This is a genomic window from Burkholderia cepacia GG4 (assembly GCF_000292915.1).
In the GTDB taxonomy this organism is placed as follows: Bacteria; Pseudomonadota; Gammaproteobacteria; order Burkholderiales; family Burkholderiaceae; genus Burkholderia; species Burkholderia cepacia_D.
This window is the reverse complement of the sequence record NC_018514.1, coordinates 2,752,822-2,771,363: the sequence shown is the minus strand read 5'-3', so window position 1 is coordinate 2,771,363 and position 18,542 is coordinate 2,752,822. Positions and strand designations below refer to the sequence as shown.

General features: G+C 65.4%; 12 protein-coding genes. 5 read left to right on the top strand and 7 right to left on the bottom strand.

The features are described from left to right. Positions 1 to 31: 31 nt before the first annotated feature. Positions 32 to 559, bottom strand: a complete 528-nt coding sequence (locus tag GEM_RS28155; protein ID WP_014900833.1) for a hypothetical protein — start codon at positions 557 to 559, stop codon at positions 32 to 34. Between the two features lie 66 nt (positions 560 to 625). Continuing rightward, positions 626 to 2,113 carry a sigma-54 interaction domain-containing protein gene (locus GEM_RS28150; protein ID WP_014900832.1) on the bottom strand — a complete coding sequence of 496 codons (1,488 nt, stop codon included), beginning with the start codon at positions 2,111 to 2,113 and terminating at the stop codon, positions 626 to 628. Positions 2,114 to 2,439: 326 nt separating this feature from the next. On the opposite strand from GEM_RS28150, the gene GEM_RS28145 reads away from it, so the two are divergent. Then, positions 2,440 to 3,843 (top strand): GntP family permease, encoded by a 1,404-nt coding sequence (locus GEM_RS28145; RefSeq protein WP_014900831.1) that lies wholly within the window; start codon positions 2,440 to 2,442, stop codon positions 3,841 to 3,843. Between the two features lie 492 nt (positions 3,844 to 4,335). Continuing rightward, entirely contained in the window at positions 4,336 to 4,587 is a 252-nt protein-coding gene (locus GEM_RS28140) for a DUF4148 domain-containing protein (RefSeq protein WP_014900830.1), read from the top strand. A gap of 48 nt (positions 4,588 to 4,635) precedes the next feature. Here GEM_RS28140 and GEM_RS28135 read toward each other — a convergent pair whose 3' ends face one another. Next, positions 4,636 to 6,231, bottom strand: coding sequence for a thioredoxin family protein (locus GEM_RS28135; RefSeq protein ID WP_014900829.1), 1,596 nt, complete (start codon positions 6,229 to 6,231; stop codon positions 4,636 to 4,638). Between the two features lie 310 nt (positions 6,232 to 6,541). On the opposite strand from GEM_RS28135, the gene GEM_RS28130 reads away from it, so the two are divergent. After that, positions 6,542 to 6,886 (top strand): helix-turn-helix domain-containing protein, encoded by a 345-nt coding sequence (locus GEM_RS28130; RefSeq protein ID WP_014900828.1) that lies wholly within the window; start codon positions 6,542 to 6,544, stop codon positions 6,884 to 6,886. 326 nt (positions 6,887 to 7,212) lie between these two features. Here the strand turns inward: GEM_RS28130 and GEM_RS28125 are convergent, their stop codons facing one another. The 3 genes from GEM_RS28125 to GEM_RS28115 form a co-directional block, all read right to left on the bottom strand. Continuing rightward, positions 7,213 to 8,259, bottom strand: a complete 1,047-nt coding sequence (locus tag GEM_RS28125; RefSeq protein ID WP_014900827.1) for a helix-turn-helix domain-containing protein — start codon at positions 8,257 to 8,259, stop codon at positions 7,213 to 7,215. 344 nt (positions 8,260 to 8,603) lie between these two features. Beyond that, a complete protein-coding gene (locus tag GEM_RS30730) occupies positions 8,604 to 13,496 on the bottom strand; it encodes a YadA-like family protein (RefSeq protein ID WP_014900826.1) in 4,893 nt (1,630 codons plus the stop codon). A 1,166-nt stretch (positions 13,497 to 14,662) separates the two neighbouring features. After that, positions 14,663 to 15,223, bottom strand: a complete 561-nt coding sequence (locus GEM_RS28115) for a GNAT family N-acetyltransferase (RefSeq protein ID WP_014900824.1) — start codon at positions 15,221 to 15,223, stop codon at positions 14,663 to 14,665. A gap of 321 nt (positions 15,224 to 15,544) precedes the next feature. On the opposite strand from GEM_RS28115, the gene GEM_RS28110 reads away from it, so the two are divergent. Both GEM_RS28110 and GEM_RS28105 read left to right on the top strand, forming a co-directional pair. Next, on the top strand, positions 15,545 to 15,814 hold the full coding sequence (locus GEM_RS28110) for a hypothetical protein (RefSeq protein ID WP_014900823.1): 270 nt from the start codon (positions 15,545 to 15,547) through the stop codon (positions 15,812 to 15,814). A 162-nt stretch (positions 15,815 to 15,976) separates the two neighbouring features. Next, positions 15,977 to 16,969 carry a DedA family protein/thiosulfate sulfurtransferase GlpE gene (locus tag GEM_RS28105; protein WP_014900822.1) on the top strand — a complete coding sequence of 331 codons (993 nt, stop codon included), beginning with the start codon at positions 15,977 to 15,979 and terminating at the stop codon, positions 16,967 to 16,969. Positions 16,970 to 17,038: 69 nt separating this feature from the next. On the opposite strand, the gene GEM_RS28100 is transcribed toward GEM_RS28105, so the two are convergent. Then, on the bottom strand, positions 17,039 to 18,511 hold the full coding sequence (locus GEM_RS28100; RefSeq protein WP_014900821.1) for an OprD family porin: 1,473 nt from the start codon (positions 18,509 to 18,511) through the stop codon (positions 17,039 to 17,041). Between the last annotated feature and the right edge of the window lie 31 nt (positions 18,512 to 18,542).

The following is an 18,542-nucleotide window of genomic DNA, read 5'->3' as shown; positions in this document are numbered from 1 at the left end:
CGCGAGTATGCCACGCACGCTCATCACGCGTTCATTCCGGCGTCCGGTCGGGCCGTCCGCGCGTCTTGTACGGCACGGCCCGGTGCGGATCGTCGGTGATGCGAACGAAAACCTGCTCGACGTCGGGAAGCGCGCCGAGTTCGCGCTGCAGCACCTGCCGATCGAAGGCCGGATCGGCACACCCTTCGACATAAATGAAGCGCCGCTGCACGGTGATCCACAGGCTCGTGCCCTGCAGGCGATCGGAGCCAGCGAAATGCGCTTTCGCAGCCGCGGCGATCGGTGCGTCATACATATAGGAATTCGGTTTCGTGCAGCGGTGGGCGAGCCAGCAGGTGGTCCCGCGCTCGGCGCGGTAATGCGCGTCGTCCGTCATCTCGGCGCGCGTCATCCACGGGCCGAGCGGCAGCGGACATTCGGCGAAGTCCTGCGACAACGCGACGAACGGATCGTTGTACCAGTTGCGCCGCGCAGCGGGTGCGTCAGCGTCGTCGCCCTGCGCGAACGCCGACGTCGCCACCAGCACGGCCAGCCATCCGGCGATGCCGATTCGTTTCATCGTTGTCTCCTGTTGGGCACTTTCCGGGTGCCGCTCGTCATGTCCGACCGCATCCGCCACCGCTTGCTATCGGTCGATCCCCAGCGCCGCCAGTTTCTTGTAGAGCGTCGCCCGACCGATACCGATGCGCGCGGCCGCTTCCACGACCTTCCCGTCGCACGCCGCGAGTGCGTCGATCAGGAACTGGCGCTCCCACGCGGCCAATGCATCGGTATACGAAACGACTGGCGCACCAGATGCACCCGGCGCGTCGCCCGCGTCCCGGCCGACCTGAGACGGAGCAGTCCGCATGCCCGCCGGCATGCTGTCCGGCGCGACACGCACCGGCCCGAGGAACGGCGCGAGCGCACCCGCATCGATCACCGTGCGGTCCGACAACATCAGCGCACGTTCGAGCGTGTTGCGCAGCTCGCGCACATTGCCGGGCCACGGGTACGCACACAGCATCCGCAGCGCATCGTCGGTCAGTTCGCAGTGCGCGGCGCGGCCGTGCTGCGCGGCGAGTTCCTCGAGCGTCGCGTACACGAGCGCCGCGATGTCCGACGCTCGCTTGCGCAGCGGCGGTGCATGGATCGTCAGCACATTGAGCCGGTAGTAGAGATCCGCACGAAAGCGCCCGTCCGCGACCAGCGCGGGCAGGTCGGCCGACGTCGCGGCGATGATCCGGACGTCCGCGCGCACGATCCGGTTCGAGCCGACCGGTTCGAACTCCTTGTCCTGCAGCACGCGCAGCAGCTTGCCCTGCAGCGGCAACGGCATGTCGCCGATCTCGTCGAGAAACAACGTGCCGCGGTCGGCCAGCTCGAACTTGCCGACGCGCCCCTTGCGATCGGCACCGGTATACGCACCCGGCGCCGCGCCGAAGAATTCGGTTTCGAGCAGCGTGTCGGGAATCGCGGCGACGTTGACGGTCACGAGCGGCTGGAGCGCGCGCGCCGAAGCTGCGTGGATCGCATGCGCGAGCAGTTCCTTGCCGGTGCCCGTTTCGCCGAGCAGCAGGACCGGCGAATCGACCTGCGCGGCGCGGCGCGCCTGCCGTTTGGTTTCGAGGCTCGCGGCACTCGTGCCGACGAAGCTCGCGAACGTGTATTTCGCACGGCGCGCCTGCGCAAGCGAACGCTGCGTCGCGATCAGCTGCTGCTGAAGCTGCGCGTAGCGGGAAAAGATCGGCGTGAGCGTCTTCAACTGGTCGAACAGCGCGAAGCCGATCGCGCCGACCGTCTCGCCCGCCTCGTTCTTCAGCGGCAGGCGCGTGACGACCAGCGGCTCGCGGCCGGTCTCCATGATGTCGAGCAGGATCGGCTGTCCGCTCGACACGACCTCGCGCATCAGGCTGTTCGGAATCACGGCCTCGCAGTCGAGGCCGACCGCCTGCTGCGGATCGGCGAACCCGAAGCGCGCCGCGTAACGCTCGTTCATCCACACGACGCGCGCATCGCGATCGACGACCACCGTGCCCGCACTCGAATCTTCGAAGGTCCGAAACAGCGACTCGGCGGCACGCCGCAGCACGTCGCCGTAATTGACGGGCAGGCGGGCCCAGTCGTTCATCATCGTGTCGTCGTCTCCGCGTATGCTTGGCCGGATGTCTCCAGAACGAGACGGATTATCTCATTTCGGAGACACGCGGGAATGGCTTGTCCGGGAAAGCCCTGCGTGCTTCATCGGGCGTCCCGGGCGGCCGGATCGTCTCCGAATGGAGACGTTTTATGTAGAATCATCAGACATTCGCCGGCGCGGGCCCGCCGGCCTGCGTCGGACCCATGTCCGGCGGCGCAATCCGGCCGATGGCACGAAACCTGCACGAACCTGAGCCGGTCCGCGGCGCGTCCCGCGATCGAACAACAACCAAAGCCATTCAAAGCCATTAGGAGACTCCCTTGTCTTTCGTGATCGTCCTCGCCGCGCTGGCGTTCCTGATGTTCGCCGCGTATCGCGGCTACAGCGTGATCCTGTTCGCGCCGATCGCCGCGCTCGGCGCGGTCCTGCTGATCGAACCCGCCGCCGTCGCACCGGTCTTCTCCGGCATCTTCATGGAGAAGATGGTCGGCTTCGTCAAACTGTACTTCCCGGTGTTCATGCTCGGTGCCGTGTTCGGCAAGGTGATCGAACTGTCCGGGTTCTCCGAGTCGATCGTCCATGCGGCGATCCGCTACATCGGCCGCTCGCGTGCGAATGCGGTGATCGTCGCGGTGTGCGCGCTGCTCACCTATGGCGGCGTGTCGCTGTTCGTCGTGGTGTTCGCGGTGTATCCGTTCGCGGCCGAACTCTATCGCCAGAGCAACATTCCGAAGCGGCTGATGCCCGGTGCGATCGCGCTCGGCGCGTTCTCGTTCACGATGGATTCGCTGCCCGGCACGCCGCAGATCCAGAACATCATCCCGACCACGTTCTTCAAGACGACCGCCTGGGCCGCTCCCGCGCTCGGCACGATCGGCTCGCTGTTCATCATCGTCGTCGGCCTCGCGTACCTGGAATGGCGCCGCCGTTCGGCGATGGCGAAGGGCGAAGGCTACGGCACGTCGCTCATCAACGAACCGGAGCGCGTCGAAGCGACGGCACTGCCGCATCCTGCGCTGGCGATCCTGCCGCTGATCCTCGTCGGTGCGTCGAACTTCACGTTCACCAAGCTGATCCCGCAGTGGTACGGGGCCGCGTCGTACACGGTTGCGCCGGACGTGCTGCCCGGCGTGCACACGCCGGTCACGACGTCGATCAAGACCGTCGTCGCGATCTGGTCGGTCGAGGCCGCGCTGCTGCTCGGTATCGTGCTGGTCGTCCTGACCGCGTTCAAGCGCGTCAGCGACCGCTTCGCGGCCGGCTCGAAGGCCGCCGTCGGCGGCGCGCTGCTCGCCGCGATGAACACGGCGTCGGAATACGGTTTCGGCGGCGTGATCGCCGCGCTGCCGGGCTTCCTCGTCGTCAGCGACGCGCTGAAGAGCATTCCGAACCCGCTCGTGAACGCGGCCGTGTCGGTCAGCTCGCTCGCCGGCATCACCGGTTCGGCGTCGGGCGGCATGAGCATCGCGCTCGCCGCGATGTCGGACCTGTTCATCAAGGGCGCGCAGGCAGCCAACATTCCGATGGACGTGCTGCACCGGGTCGTCGCGATGGCCAGCGGCGGCATGGACACGCTGCCGCACAACGGCGCGGTCATCACGCTGCTCGCGGTCACGGGCCTCACGCACCGCGAGTCGTATCGCGACATCTTCGCGGTCACCGTGATCAAGACGCTCGCGGTGTTCTTCGTGATCGCCGTGTACTACACGACGGGCCTCGTGTAAGCCCCCACATCGGGCAGCGTTCCGCACGCTGCCCCACTCCGGCCGGCCGCATCGACGCCGGCCGGCGCTCCGCTCCTCAAGCCTCCTTTTGCGTGTCACGGCCGTTCGACTGGCCGGGCATCGCAACACGCAGCGCGGCGCGGCGCTCATCACGCCGCACAGCGTCGGCCCGATCGGCCTGCATGCACACCGGGGCGGATCGCGCGGAATTCACCTCCGACCGGCTCGCCCCGTCCGATCGCCCGGACCCCGTTGGGCACACCATGCTGCCACGTGGCCCGAACGGCTCGACGTCCGCCATGCACCGCCATCCGGCATCGCGCGCTAGCGCCGACCCATTGCTACCGCCCACCCATTGTTACCAACAGCAGAACACTGCGTTGGGAGTGATCGCATTTTTCCCGCACACGGCCGGGCCTACACTGCCTTCAACCGCCGCCGCTTCGTCGCCCGAAGCCCGGCCGCCCAGTCGAAAACATGGAGGTCCCGATCATGAAGCGCCTGATCCATGCAGTTGCCATTGCCTTGGCCGTATCCGCGCCGCTCGCCGCCCTGGCACAGTCGAACCCACCGCTGACACGCGCGCAGGTGCACGCCGAAGTGAAGGCGCTCAAGCAGGCCGGCTTCCAGCCCAGCGACTGGTTCTATCCGGCCAGCATCGTTTCCGCCGAAGCGAAGATCGCCCGTCAGCAGCGCGACGGGTATGACGGTAATAGCGGCGCGGCGCCGGAATCGGCCCAGTAATCGCGGGATCCGCTCTCCCGGCCCGCCCGGCCGCGCCCTCGCGCGCCGTTACGCCTTCACAGGCTGAATCAGCTTCGTGCATGCCGCTGCCTGCGGATCGCCCGCAGGCAGCTTTGCGCACACCCCGTCGAACTGCTTCACGACCGACCTGACCGACGCATCGTGCGCGCTGCCGCCGCGCCAGCGGTTGAGCTGCGTGACGACCTTGGTCAACGCGCGCAGGTTCGCACCATAGAAGGCATCCTTGGTCTTGCCCGCCTGAGCCAGCACGCTTGCGGCAATCCCTTCGATGCGCGCCGCATCGTCCGGTGCCAGCGCGACTGCATTCGCGAAATAGGTTGCGCCCCAGCGCAGCTTCGTCGCCGGTCCGCTCGCCGAGTCGTACGCCTTGCCGTACCAGTCGAGCGCCGCGGCCTTGTCGCCGCGCGCCTTCGCATTCGCGGCCAGCCCTGACATGAAGTAGTACGGCGTCGACGAACGCGGCAACTCGGCCTTCAGCAGCACATCCGATTCGTCGTAGAGCCCCGCGTCGGTCAGCGTGTCCGCTGCTTCGCTGACGAGCGCCTGGCGTTCGTACGCATTCGCGGCACCCTGCACCGATGCCGCGATCTGCTTGCGGGCGGTGTCGACCAGAGCCGGCGCAGCGAGCGGCGCGCCGTCGTGCGCGTCGCCGCGCGCGAGCAGCACGCGGCCGTGCAACGCCATCAGCCGGTCGATCGACGACAGCGTGGTGTCGGTCGACAGGCGCGCGAGCGCCGTGTCGTACGCAGCGCGCAACGTCGCGCGCTGCGTGGCGTCGCCGCCGAGGTACGCGACCACCCGCGCGGGCGCCGCCACCAGCACGTCCGAATCGGCCCGCGACAGCGCCGGCTCACGCAGCACCCCGCGCAGTGCATCGGCGAGCGCGGCCTTGTCGAGCGCACCGGCCTGCGCGGGATCGTCCGATGCCGCGACCACCGCCGACTTCAGCGCGAACCGCGCGGCGTCCGCCTTCGCGCCGGCTGCGCGCGCACGTTGCGACAGCGTCTGCAGCGTCACCGCGACACGGTCGGCCGGCACCGGCAGCGCGCCGTCGGTGTCCCACGAATAGTCGGCAAGCAAATGCCATTCGTCCGGCGTCAGCGACGCGCCGTTGTTCAGCGCGTTCGCGAGCGTCTGCCGCACCGGATGCGTGGCCGTCATCCCGAGCGACAGCGCTTGCATGTAGCGGTCGAGATCGGCTTCGCCCGGCAGCCGCGTCACTTCGGTGCCGTCCGGGCGGAACAGGATCATCGTCGGGTAGCCGTGCACCTTGAAGCGCTCGCCGAGCTTCTGCGCGCTTTCGGTATCGCCGTCGAGATACACGGGCACGAAGAACGTCGAGCGGCTCTTGAATGCCTGCTGGCTGAAGATCGTCGACTTCACCTGGTTGCACGACGGGCACCACACCGCGCCCCAGTACAGCAGCAGCGGCTTGCCGGTGCGCTTCGCCAGCGCGAAGGCCGCATCGACGTCGCCCTGCTGCCACGCGATGCCGGGCGGCAGATGCACGCCGCCGCTCGACGCGCTGGATACCGCAGCACCCTGCGGCGCGGTGGTGGCAAACGCCGCACCCGCGGCGGCGATCAGGCAGGCGGCAGTCAGGTTTCGGAGGACGGTTTTCATCGAAGCGGGTTCCGTAGAGAAGAAGGCGGGTGCATCGCGCGCCGCTGTCGCGCGAATTTCGGCGATGGAAACGTTGGCGCGCCGACGTACGGGTGCGCCGCACGCCAAATCATCGAACCATACCGCGCACGCGCCGATCGTCTAACGAATAAGTTTTCGAATGGTTATTACGCGTCGAATTCAGCAATGCGAATTACGCGCGTACCGATGTTGGTCGCAAGGGGAAACTCGCATTTGCACATCGGTGTAGAGTCCGGCGCTCAACAAATCTCGCACGTTCCCGCGCCCGGAACTGAATCCCGAGTCGCTGATGTGCCGGTTCCGGATTTCGCGCGCCCCCCTGTACCGGGCCTTTGCCGAAGATGGCGGCGTGACCAGGCTCATCCGCAACAAGCGACTCGACGCGGCCTACCTGGCACTCAGGTATCAGCGCGGCCCCGCGCGTCCGATCGGCGCGATCGCGGCCGAGTACGGATTCTCGAGCAGCGCGCAGTTTCTGCGGGCGTTCCGCTCGCATTTCGGTTTTACACCCAGCGACGCGCAGCGCGACGGCGCCATGCACGCAGCAGCGTCCGGAGGAGGCGCGCATTCCCCGCAACGCCATCTCGCGAACTTTCAATCGGCGCCAGATACCGAATCGCACACATGGCGTTGATTAAATACGTGCACCGTGTGCAGTCATCGTCACGGCGAATCGACCGCTATTGCTGATTCGAATCGAGATACTGCGATCATTCGACGAAATGGGACACTTCAAAGCATTTAAAGAGACGAATCACCGCCCGCGCCGTTCATCTTGATTCGCGTTAGTAAGATAATTAACGAATCGGGCACCCCCGTGTCCGATCTTTGTGCCTTCACAAGCCACATGCGTGTGGCTTTTTTTTCAACCGAGCGCAACGCCTTCATGCACTGAACGGCAAACGGGCCATCGGTCCGACCGCGCGAACCTGCACCGGCCTGTGCTCGCCGGATACGACATCATCGATCGCTCGTCCCCGGTTTCGGCTGCGGCACCACCGCGTAACGCGCGAAATAACCGTGCAACCGCGACAAATCATGCGCGGGCGCCGCGAGCTTCGCGTGCCCCCTCCTGATCTCGCTCGCCGTCATGCCGAAGCGCTGACGGATCGCGTGCACGAACCGGTCGCTGCTCGAAAAACCGTGGCGCAGCGCGATTTCCTTGATCGACTGCCCGCTCGACCGCGGATCGACAAGCGCCCGATACGCGAGATCGAGACGGCGGGCGCGAATGAAACGCGCGACACCGCCGTCCATCTCGAACACGCGATACAGGTGCGCACGCGAAATGCGGAAGTACGCCATCAGCGATTCGGGGCCGAGATCGCGATCCGTTACGTGACCCGCGATGTACCGCACGATCCGTCTGCGCAGGACGGTGCCGTGCGTCGCGAGGCCCACGTCGTCCCCGTGTGACGCGTCCAGTAACCCGGCCGCGAGCAGCGCCACCAGTGCGTCCTGCACCGCGGTCGCCTGCGGCGTCGACACATGCGCCGCGACCCGGTGCACCCCTCTCAGATAGTCGGCGAGCAGGCGCGTGGTTCCCTTGTCCGCGCCAAGCACCGCGCCGTGCAGATTCCGTCCGTCGGCCACCCGCTCGAGCCCGTCGCGCGGCATGACGACCGCGAGGGATGCGCCCGGGTCCACCTGGCTGCTCAGCGGCCGGGCAAGGTCGATCACATAGATGTCTCCCGCCTGCGCGCGCGCGTCGACGCCGTCGAAATGACCGACGTGCGCGCCCTCCTGCACGAGCTGCACGACGTACTGGTCGAGGCCGCTTTGTTCGATCGTGCGGCGATCGCGCCGGTACGCTTGTGCATTGAATGATGCACGCCACAGCAGCATCTCGCCGACCATGCGCGACACGAGCGTACCTGCCAGACGCGCGTCGCCGTGATCCGCTATCAGGGACGTTTCCGCGATGGGCCGCGTGACGTCGCGCCAGTACTCGTCCCGCAGCGCGGGCTCGATGTGGTCGGTCGAAAGATAGACTTCCCCGGAAGCCATGTTGTCCTCGCATTTTTTATTGCGAATGTCGTTGTCGTGGATCGGAACGGGCGACGCGCCACGGTCATCCGAGCGGCAATCCACGCCTAGGGCGATTGCAGCGCCGCCCCGTAACGGGATGCGCCGTGCCCGCTATCGGATCCGCTTGCCTGCGCCGGTTCACCGAGCGCCAAACGGCCGCGGTGATCGGGCGGCGCGAAGCACCGCCTTCGGCGGGATGCGGCAGCCGGTCCGGCATGAGTCGCTTCGTCGCCTGCCGGCTGCGAACCGCCCCGAACGGGCAGGTTCGCAGCGGCTCGCCGCGCACTTGACGGACGTGCGCGGCCCCGCGATGTCGGCGTGCGTCAGAACTGGTAGCCCGCGCCGACGACCGCGCCGAAGTCCGAACGGGTGTTGCCCGTGACGGACGCTTTCACGACCCACTTCTCGTTCTGCGTCACGTACGAATAACCCGCCGCGAAACCTTGCTGGCCGCGGTAGTTCGCCGTGGCGGCCGTCACCATCGAACGCCCCGGTGCGGTCGGTTGCGGAAGACCGGCAACGGCCATCGCCGACGCAACGCCGCCGAACATGTCCTTCTTGACGGTGTTCAGGTCGTTGTACACCTGGCCGACACGTTGATCCGTGTAGCCGCGCGATGCCGCCGACGCTGCCGCGACGTTGTCATTGAGCTGCTGCACGTTCACCGCATCGGTCGGCGCCGTACCGGCCGCGACATGGGTGATCTGACGTTCGTTGCCGGTCGCGCCGACGGAGAACGTGTTGTCGCGATCCGCAACCGAGCCCTGCCCGACGGCCACCGAGTTGTTGCCGGTAGCCGTCGCGGTCGATCCGAACGAACCCGCATCCGCGCGGGCGATCCAGTTCGTGTTCGCATCGGTGGCGACGCCCTTGACCTGCTGGTCGGCCCTGACGCCCTGGAGCGCGCTGTCGAGCTGACCGAGGTTCACCGCGTCATTGCTGTTGACGCCCGCGGCCACGCCCGTCAGCACGCGATCCGCGTTGGCGCCGTTGGCGAAATTCACCGACGTGCCGCCGGTACCCGCGCCGACCGTGATCTGCCCGTTCGGATCCTGCTGCTGCACGAGGCCGGCTTTGCCGTTCGCGACATTGGTCACGTTCTGCTGCAGGTTCGAGATGTCGGTCGTGTTCTGCGCGACTTGCTGGTTCGTCGCGTGGAGCTGCGAGCCGTTCACCGCGTCCGTGCTGGTTGCGCTGAGCGTGCCGGCCTGCACGTTGGTGATCTTCGTGCCGCCCGCGCCGCCGCCGAGCGTGATGACGTGCTTCGAGCTGTCGTCGTACGTGACGGCCAGCGCACCGAGCACGTCGATGTTCGACTGCACGCCCTTCAATTGCTTCACGTTCACCGCGTCGGTATCGGCCACGCCGGCCGCGACGTTCTTCAACACGACGGGCGACGTGACGTCGCCGCCGACGAGCGACACGGAATTCAAACGGTTGCCGCTCGCGTCCACATCGTATTTCACGACGTTCTTCACGGCCTCGCCGGCCTGGTTCGACACGTTCGTGATCTGCTGTTCGAGATCCGATTTCACGCCGAACAACTGACCGCCGTTCACCGCGTCCGTGCTGCCCGCCGCGACATTGCCGTCCGCCACGCTGGAGATCTTCGTGGCCGCGCCGCCTCGCGCTGCGTTGTAGGCGCCGACGACCGGATCGAATTGCAGCGCGTCTTGCTGCAAGCCTGCGATGGCCTTCGTGTTATTGACGATATTCGTTTCCGCGTTGCCGATACGCGTTTCGTGGTTCTGGATCGTCGTCGCGTTGATCGCGACGCGGTGGTCGATGTTGCCGAGCGCGTCACCGACGTTATTGAACGTGTCGCCGCCGACGTCGTACTTCGGCGCATTGATCGAACCGTTCGGGTTCGCCGAGGCACCGCCGCCGAGTGCAGCCGCGACGCTGTCGGTAGCGTAGCGCAGTTGCGAGCCGTTCACCGCATCGCTGCTGCCGGCGTAGACGCCACCTTCCGCGACGTTCGTCACGCGCACCGGCACGCCGTCATTGCCGGCGCCGAGCGAAACCTGCCGCTTGCTCGCATCGTCGTACTTCACCGCGAGCGAATCGAGCGCGCCGACGCCTTCCTTCACCGCACTATTCAACTGATCGACGTTGACCGCGTCGGTGCCCTTCACGCCTTGCGCGAGGTTGGCGATCTGCTGCGGCGCACTGCTGCCGTGGCTTGCGTCGTACGCGCCGAGCGTCGCATTCCATTGCAGCGCGTCCTGCTTTAGCGCCGAAATGCTGGTGGTATTCGTCGTCACGCGTTGATCGATCGACGTGATCGTGCCGCCTTGCGTGGTGATCTGCTGCTGCAGATTGCCGGTGACCTTCGACAGTTGACCGACGTTGACGGCGTCGTTGTTTGCCACCCCGTCCGCGACGTTCGACAGCTTGACCGGGACGTGGCCCGCACCGCCGAGTGTGACGGTGTTCTTGTCGCTTCCGTCGTACTTGACGTTCAGCTTGTCCGCCTGCTGCAGGTTCGTGACGTTCGTATTCGTGGTCGCCAGGTTGCTCGTCAGCGTCGAAACGTTCGTCGTCAGGTTATCGACCCGCGTCGTCTGCGTCGCGACATTCTGGTTGGTCGCGTACAGCTGCGAGCCGTTGACCGCATCGGTGCTGTTCGCGTCGAGCGAACCCGGCGCGACGTTCGCGATCTTCACCGCGCCGGCAGCCCCGCCCGCGAGCGTCACCGAATTCAGACGATTGCCGTTCGTATCCGTGTCGTATACGACCGCATTCTTCGTCGCCCCACCGATCTGCGTGCCGATCTGGTCCTGCACGCGCTGCAGTTGCGCGCCGTTGATTGCGTCCGTGCTCGTCGCCGACACATCGCCGGCCGCAACGTTCGTGATCTTCTGCGCCGAACCGCTACCGTGCGAGGCATCGTATGCGCCGGCCGCTGCCGACCATTGCAGCGCATCCTGTTGCAGCGCGCCGATGCTGGTCGTGTTCTGCGTGACCTGGCCACCGATCTGCGTGATCGAGTCGCCCTGCTTCGCCACCGTCTGGTTGGTCGCATACAGTTGCGAGCCGTTCACCGCATCGGTGCTCGTCGTCGACAGCTCGGCCGCCTTGACGTTCGTCACCTTCGTGCCGTTCGGGCCCGCGAGCGTCACGGAATCGAAGCCTTCCGCACCGTCGTATTTCACGTTTCGCTTGTCGGCCGCCTGCAGGCTCGACACGTCCGTCTGCGTGCCGGCAAGGCTCGAGCTCAGGTTCGTGACGTTCTGGTTGGTCGCGCCGAGCGACGTGCTCAGGCTGGTCACATTGCCTTGCAGGTTGGTGATGTTCGTCACGGCCGACGACAGCGACGACCGGATCGGAGAAATCGCGCCGTTCAATTGACCGACGTTGACGGCATCGTTGTTCGCGACCCCATCCGCGACGTTGTGCAGGCTCACCGGGCCGCTCGCACCTTGCCCGCCGAGTGTGACGCTCGTGTGAGCGTCGTCGTCGTACTGCACCGCGTTCTTCGTGGCCGCACCGATCTGGCTGTTGATCGTCGTGCTGAGATTGCTGATCTGCGAATTGACGTTGTTCGTCACGCTCGTGCTGAGCGACGACAGGCCGCCGTCGAGCTGGCCGACATTCACCGCATCGTGCACATCCTTGCCATCCGCGACATTCTTGATCTTGGTGCCGTTGGTGCCCTGCAGCGTCACCGTATCGAAGCCCGACTGGCCGTCGTACTTCACATTGCGTGCATCCGCCTGTTGCAGTTGCGTGATGTTCGACGTGGCCGTGCTCAGCGACGTGCCGATGTTCGTGACGCTCGTGTTCAGATTGTCGATCGTCTGATTGGTCGTGCTGAGCGACGTCTGCAGGTTCGTGATGTTCTGGTTGATCGGTGCAACCGCGGTGCTGATGCCGCTGTTCAGTTGCTTGACGTTCACCGCGTCCGTGTCGGCGGTGCCCGTCGCCACGTTATGCAGACCGACCGGTGAAGTGGCGTTCACGCCCCCGAGCGTCACGCTGTCGTGCGCGCCGCCGTCATACTGGACCGCGTCCTTCGTCGCGTCGACGATCGACGTGCTCAGCGACGAGCCGAGGTTGGTGATCTGCGTATTGACATTGCCTTGCACCGTCGACAGGCCGCTGTTCAGCTGGCCGACGTTCACCGCGTCCGTGTCGGCGACACCCGCCTTCACGTTGCCGATCGTCGTGCCGCCGTTGCCGTCGAGCGAGATTGCGGTGTGCGTGCTGTCGGTGTATTTCACGTTCAGCAGGTCGGCCGCTTGCAGATTGGTGATATTGGTCGTTGCCGTCGACAGCGACGTGTTGATGGTCGTGATCTGGCCGCCGACCGTCGTGCTCAGGTTCGTCACGCGCGAATCGACGTTTCCGATGCTCGCCGTCAGGCCGTCGTTGACCGACTTCAGCTGCGCAATGTTGACGGCATCCGTGCCATCCACGCCGGCCGCGACGTTCTTCAGCTGACGCTCGTTGCCGATCGAACCGAACGAAACCGCGCCGCCGACCGGTGCGGCCGTGCCGCCGAACACCGGCTGGTTCGTGTTGTTCGCCGCACCGACGCTGCCCGAGCCGATCGCGATCTGGTTGTCGCCGTTGGTCTGAGCACCTGCGCCGATCGCGACGGATTGCGTGCCTGCCGCACGCGTCTGCGTGGCGGCGTCATAGGCTGCACCGTTCGACACGCCGTCGCTCGCCGTCGGATTTGCGCCGCCGATCGCGACCGAGCGATCGCCTTGCGCAAGCGCCGAATGGCCGAGTGCGATCGAGCTCTTCCCGTGCGCATCCGCGACGTTGCCGAGCGCCATCGAGTAATCGCCGACTGCGGCCGATTGACGTCCGATCGCGAGTGCCGTGTTGCCTTGCGCGAGAGCGACCGTGCCGATCGCCGTCGCCGAATTGGCAAGCGCCTGTGCACCGACGCCAATTGCGGTGGCACCGCCACCGCCGCTGCTGGTGTCCTTGCTGTTCGCGTTGGCCCGATCGCCGATCGCGATGCCGGCGGCGCCTGCCTTCGCGTTGTTGCCCGCGGTATAGCTCGCGGTGCTCACAGCGACATACTGGCCACTCTTGGTCGCAACGCAAAGCGGGTTCGTTCCGTCGATACACTGCCCATTGAGCGCGTTGTCCGGATTGCCGCGGTCGACGAAGTTGCTCTGCGCATGAACGAGCCCTGCACTCATGATGCCTACTCCGGCGAACATCGCCGCCACGAGCATCGAAATCTGCTTCTTCTCCATATCGTATTTCCCCTTTTTTAAAGTAGAGTTGCGTTACAAATCAGTAGTGCGAATCTTTGTATGCTCTCGAGCATCCCGGCCGCGCTGGCCAACCAACTGATACGAGAACATGCGTAACGATTTCCGCGCGTGACGACGCATCCGCGTCGATGCGGACGATCTTCAGCTGCCGGTTATCGATGCCGCTCGAGCGGCCTTACAGACTCAATTTCGAAGGTGTCGCCGGGCGCGTGACGAATGCGCGGCAACGTCGACGGCGTACGGGACTATTTGCCCGGGCCATTGGAGGGGGTGACGTCGTTCAGGCGAACGACAGATTCGAGTGCCGGCATCGCGACAACAACGTCGACGACTTGCGGCATCGCGGCGGCTTGCGGTCGAGCGCCGATTACGGACAGGATGTTCCACGGCATTTTGATACTTCCCCGTAGCGAATGGACTTCTGCTCTCTCATGCACGGCCTGCGGGATCGATAGCGTTCTCGAACGCACCCGCCAGTTCTGGACCGGCTCTGCTTTATTCAGTGTTCGATCCAGCCGGGTATCCGGCCCGGGATCGACACTATCGTTCTATGCGACTGGCGGGTCTCCATCACTTCCGCAATCCGCTCTCTTTTTTTCGGATCGACTGGAATTAAATCCATCTCCCTTACCAAAATCGCGAACGGATTATATCCATCAATTTTAAGAAACGGCCTCTCAAAATTACAAACAGCCGCCATTTATTTGTCAAACATCGTCAAAATTACCGCCAATTTCGCCGATATTTAGAAAAACCTTTTATTAAACAGAGCCTCGCAAAAAGGTGCAATCCCAATACCCCTCCATTGTCTCATTTGATATTTCAAAACGTCTCATTTCTCGATTTCAATAATTCAATCAAGTCGAATACCTGCATATTCAAAATCAGCGCATTCTCGCGAATGCCGTTTGATGCGCGACGCGCCCCCGATCATCGAGCCGGAGCGGCAACGCAAGATAAGGAAACCAAGGAAGGAGGCAAGCAACGCTCACCCGCCGGTTCCGACAGGAACCGGCGCGCAGAAATGGAACCAGGCAGAAAATGGAATCGATCCGGATTCGACCGGACACAGGCATGCCGGCCGATTCTGGCGGTCTTGCACACACCGTGCGTTCCCGCTGGCTGCGCCCCGGGCGAACACGGCGTCAGTCGCGAGCGTCAGCGGAGAGGGGCGCGTCGGGATTCCGAATGCCGCCGGCAGACGGCCGGGCCACACGCCTGAGCCGCGCCATGTGGCAGGTGGATACGTACTCGCCGTCGCGCAGCGCGAAGTCCGGCGACTCGCCCTCGATCCGGAACCCGTGCTTCTCGTACAGCGCGATCGCCGCGCGGTTGTCCGCGTACACCGTCAGTTCGATCCGCGTAATGCTCAGCCAGTTTTCCGCCAGATCGATCGCGGCGGCCAGCAGCCGGTTACCGATGCCGCGCCCGTGGTGCGACGCCTTGACCATCATCCCGAACCCGGCCACATGGCGCCGCCTTGGGTTCTGTTCCGGGGTGAGCCCGAGATGGCCGACCACCTCACCGTCGAGCTCGGCGACGAGGCTGAAACCCCGTTCGCGTATGCCGTCGATACGTTGCGCCCATTTTTCGAGCGACGGGAACGGCGCCTGCAGCGTGTTTGCATAGACGGCCGGGGCCGCGGCGATCTGCCGGATCGCGTCGATATCTTTCGTTTCGCTGTGTCGGATCGTGATGTTGGCCATGAGGGTCCCGGATCGAGGCTGCACGCGACAGCCCTGGATCAGGCTTCGCCGTCGTGCCGATAATCCTTCGAGATTATCCGATTACACGCTTTCGTCATACGGTTGCGAAGCAGGGCGCCGTCCGATCCGCGATCCGGAGCCCGGACCTGTCCCACAAGGCCCGCGAAACGGACCAAACATCCGAAGGATGGCTGGTGCAGCCCTCATTTCGCGCCCACGAAAATGCTCCGTATTGCCGCCCGTTCGCGTTAAACTTCGTCAAGCTGCATTCAACAACGACATCTTCGCCAATACGGCATCCACGACACGAGGATAGGTTCGATGCGCACTACCGGCTCATCCGGGGCAATGACCCTGCTCACCGAACACGACCCGGCCGACGGCCGTGAACTGCGCTCGCTCCGGCTCGAATCGACCGCCGACGGCAAGAGCGTGCTGCTGATCGAGATCGACGAGCGCAAGCCCGGCATTCACCGCGAGGTCCGCTACGAGATCACGCCGGCCGAACTGATCGCGGCGATCCGCTCGCACGGCGCCGAACTGCCCGGCGAAAACCACGGCGCCGCATCGCTCGCCCGCACCCCCTCCTGATTTCCAACGGTGAGCCGTGCGCATTGCATCGGCTCACCGCCCCGTCGCATCTCCCTGCCACCGGCAGGCGCTTTCCGTCATTCCCCGCCGCCAGCTTGAAAATGGCCGATAATCGGCCCATCTACGTATCCTCCCCACGCGCTTTCTTTTCGGCCAGCCGTCATGCTCCGTGACCTCGTCGCCCAATACGGGCCGCTTCTCGTTTTCGCCAATGTGCTCGCGGCAGCCATCGGCCTGCCCGTGCCGGCGATGCCAACGCTCGTGCTGTTCGGCGCGATGGCCGCGATGCATCCGGCGATGATCGGCTCGCAGCTCGTGACGGTGCTGGCGCTGTCGGTGCTCGGCGCGCTGATCGGCGACACCGTGTGGTACATCGCCGGGCGGCGATACGGCGGCACGACGCTGAAGACGATCTGCCGGCTGTCGCTGTCGCGCGATACCTGCGTGAAGAAGACCGAACGCTTCTTCGGCCGCTACGGCGTGCGCGTGCTCGCCGTCGCGCGCTTCATTCCGGGCTTGTCGCTCGTGTCGGTGCCGATGGCTGGCGCGCTCGGCACGCGCTATCGCACGTTTGCCGGCTACGACGCCCTGGGCGCCGCGCTGTGGACGATCGTCGGGCTCGTCGCGGGGGTCGTGTTCTACCGGCAGATCGACTGGCTGTTCGCCGGCGCGAGCCGGCTCGGCCGCGCGGTGCTGCTGGTGATCGTCGCGCTGCTGGCAGTCTATGCGGCCGTGCGCTGGATGCGCCGCCGCGCGCTGATCCGTCAGCTGGCAAGCGCGCGGATCGGCGTCGACGAGCTCGACCTCCTGCTGCGCGACCCGGTCGCGCCGGTGGTGCTCGACGTGCGCTCGCCCGAGCACCGCAAGCTCGACCCGTTCACGATTCCCGGCGCGCAGTTCGCGGACGAGCGGCGCATCCAGGACATCGTCGCGCGCTATCCGCTCACGCAGAAGTTCGTCGTGTACTGCTCGTGCCCGAATGAAGTGACGGCCGCGCTGATGGCCAAGCGCCTGCTCGACGCAGGCTTCACCGATGCGCTGCCGTTGCGCGGCGGCCTGGACGCCTGGCGCGACACGGGCCGCCAGCTCACGTCGCTGGTGGAAGACATGCCCGCCGCGAACGATCCGGTGGCGGGGTTGCACAAGCCGGCCTGATCACACTGACTGCAGGCCGGCCGCGCGATACGGATAATACTGCGGGGGGACAACTGCGCCCCCCTTCGATCAGAACGCGTGCAGCGGCACGTTCACGACCAGGCGGTACTCCTTGTTGGTCGCGTCCGCGGTGTGCGCGGAACCGGTATGCCACATCGCGATGAACGTGACCTTCGTGTCCTTCAGCTTGCCGCTCTGGAACGTGTACGACGGGATGAAGCCGAACTCGTGGTGACGGCCCTGCACCGGCGCGCCGTTGCTCCAGTAGATGCTCGACTTGCTCGGATCCGCCGCCGCGCCCGCGCTGCCGTCCGAACCCCAGCCCGTCACGCCCCACAGCATCGCCTTGAAGCCCGGCAGGCCCGCTTCCTTGCCGTAGAACGTGTAACGCAGCTGCAGCGACTTTTCGTGCGGCGCGTTGTAGTCGACGTCCATCGAGTTGGTCAGGAAGATGCCGTTCGTTTCGTTCAGGTAGTCGAAGAACTGGTCGCCGAGAATCTGCTGATAGCCGAGCAGCAGTTCGTGCGGCCCGTGCTGTGCAGCCAGCGACAGGCTGTACGCGTTGTTGTTGATCTTGCCCTGCAGCGCGTCGCCCGTGTCATGCGTCGAGTAGACGTTGCCGAAGCCCGTCCACTTGACCGTCTGCGTGCTGCCGATGCTCTGCTTCACCGACGCGTAATACTGGTGCCACACGTCGTCGGCCTGGTTCGCGTACAGCGCGACTTCACCGTTCGGCGAGTAGTCCCACGTGCCGCCGACGTAGGACAGGCGATTGATGCGCGTGCCGCCGTACTGCGTCGTGAGGTTCGTGAGCGTCGTATGGCCGCGTGCGTCGGTCTTGGTGAAGCTGCCGCCCTCGAGCATCACGTTCTTGAATTCATTGCTGACGATCGTCGCACCGAGGAAGGTCGGCGGCAGCGCACGGTTGTCGTGCTGCTCCATGAACGGGTTGTCGACGGCCTGCAGACCGTACTTGACCACCGTGTTCGAGATCCGCGCCTTCACGTCGTAGATGCCCGGATACGCCCACGCGAGCTGGTTCGAACCACCGCCGCCCTTCGCGATGTGCACCATGCTGCCCGCGCCCGCGCCGCCGTCGAGCTTCAGCGCCGCATACAGCGACGCGTCCACGCCGAAGCCGATCAGGCCGGTCGTGAAGCCCGACTCGAAGTTCGCCATCGCGCCCTGGACCCACGCGTGACGGTGCGGCCCGCCCTTGTTGTCGAGCGTGTCCGCGTAGTTGCGGAACAGGAAGTTCAGATGGCTGTCGGCAATGAAGCCGTTCGACTTCGACTGCGCCGAAGGCTCGTCCGGCGGCGTGACGGCCTGGGTTGCCTCGGCGTTGATAATCGCGTTCTCGGTCGATGCCTGTGCGACCGTCATGCTCGTGCCGGCGGACGGCGCGGCCTGTGCGACCGTCAGCGGTGCGGGGGCTGCGTCGTCGGCGCGCGCGACGCCGCTCAGCGATACGCCGGCGAGCGCCGGCAGGCCCCATGCAAGCAGCATCTTCGATGCCGTCCCGATCGTCTTCTGCTTCTTCATCGTAATTCTCGTCTTGTGTTGATGTCGTCCA

Coding starts and splice junctions, on each gene's coding strand:
- GEM_RS30730 (WP_014900826.1), bottom strand. CDS start 13,496: ATGGAGAAGAAGCAGATTTCGATGCTCGTGGCGGCGATGTTCGCCGGA.
- GEM_RS28100 (WP_014900821.1), bottom strand. CDS start 18,511: ATGAAGAAGCAGAAGACGATCGGGACGGCATCGAAGATGCTGCTTGCA.
- GEM_RS28105 (WP_014900822.1), top strand. CDS start 15,977: ATGCTCCGTGACCTCGTCGCCCAATACGGGCCGCTTCTCGTTTTCGCC.
- GEM_RS28130 (WP_014900828.1), top strand. CDS start 6,542: ATGTGCCGGTTCCGGATTTCGCGCGCCCCCCTGTACCGGGCCTTTGCC.
- GEM_RS28155 (WP_014900833.1), bottom strand. CDS start 559: ATGAAACGAATCGGCATCGCCGGATGGCTGGCCGTGCTGGTGGCGACG.
- GEM_RS28115 (WP_014900824.1), bottom strand. CDS start 15,223: ATGGCCAACATCACGATCCGACACAGCGAAACGAAAGATATCGACGCG.
- GEM_RS28140 (WP_014900830.1), top strand. CDS start 4,336: ATGAAGCGCCTGATCCATGCAGTTGCCATTGCCTTGGCCGTATCCGCG.
- GEM_RS28125 (WP_014900827.1), bottom strand. CDS start 8,259: ATGGCTTCCGGGGAAGTCTATCTTTCGACCGACCACATCGAGCCCGCG.
- GEM_RS28135 (WP_014900829.1), bottom strand. CDS start 6,231: ATGAAAACCGTCCTCCGAAACCTGACTGCCGCCTGCCTGATCGCCGCC.
- GEM_RS28110 (WP_014900823.1), top strand. CDS start 15,545: ATGCGCACTACCGGCTCATCCGGGGCAATGACCCTGCTCACCGAACAC.
- GEM_RS28150 (WP_014900832.1), bottom strand. CDS start 2,113: ATGATGAACGACTGGGCCCGCCTGCCCGTCAATTACGGCGACGTGCTG.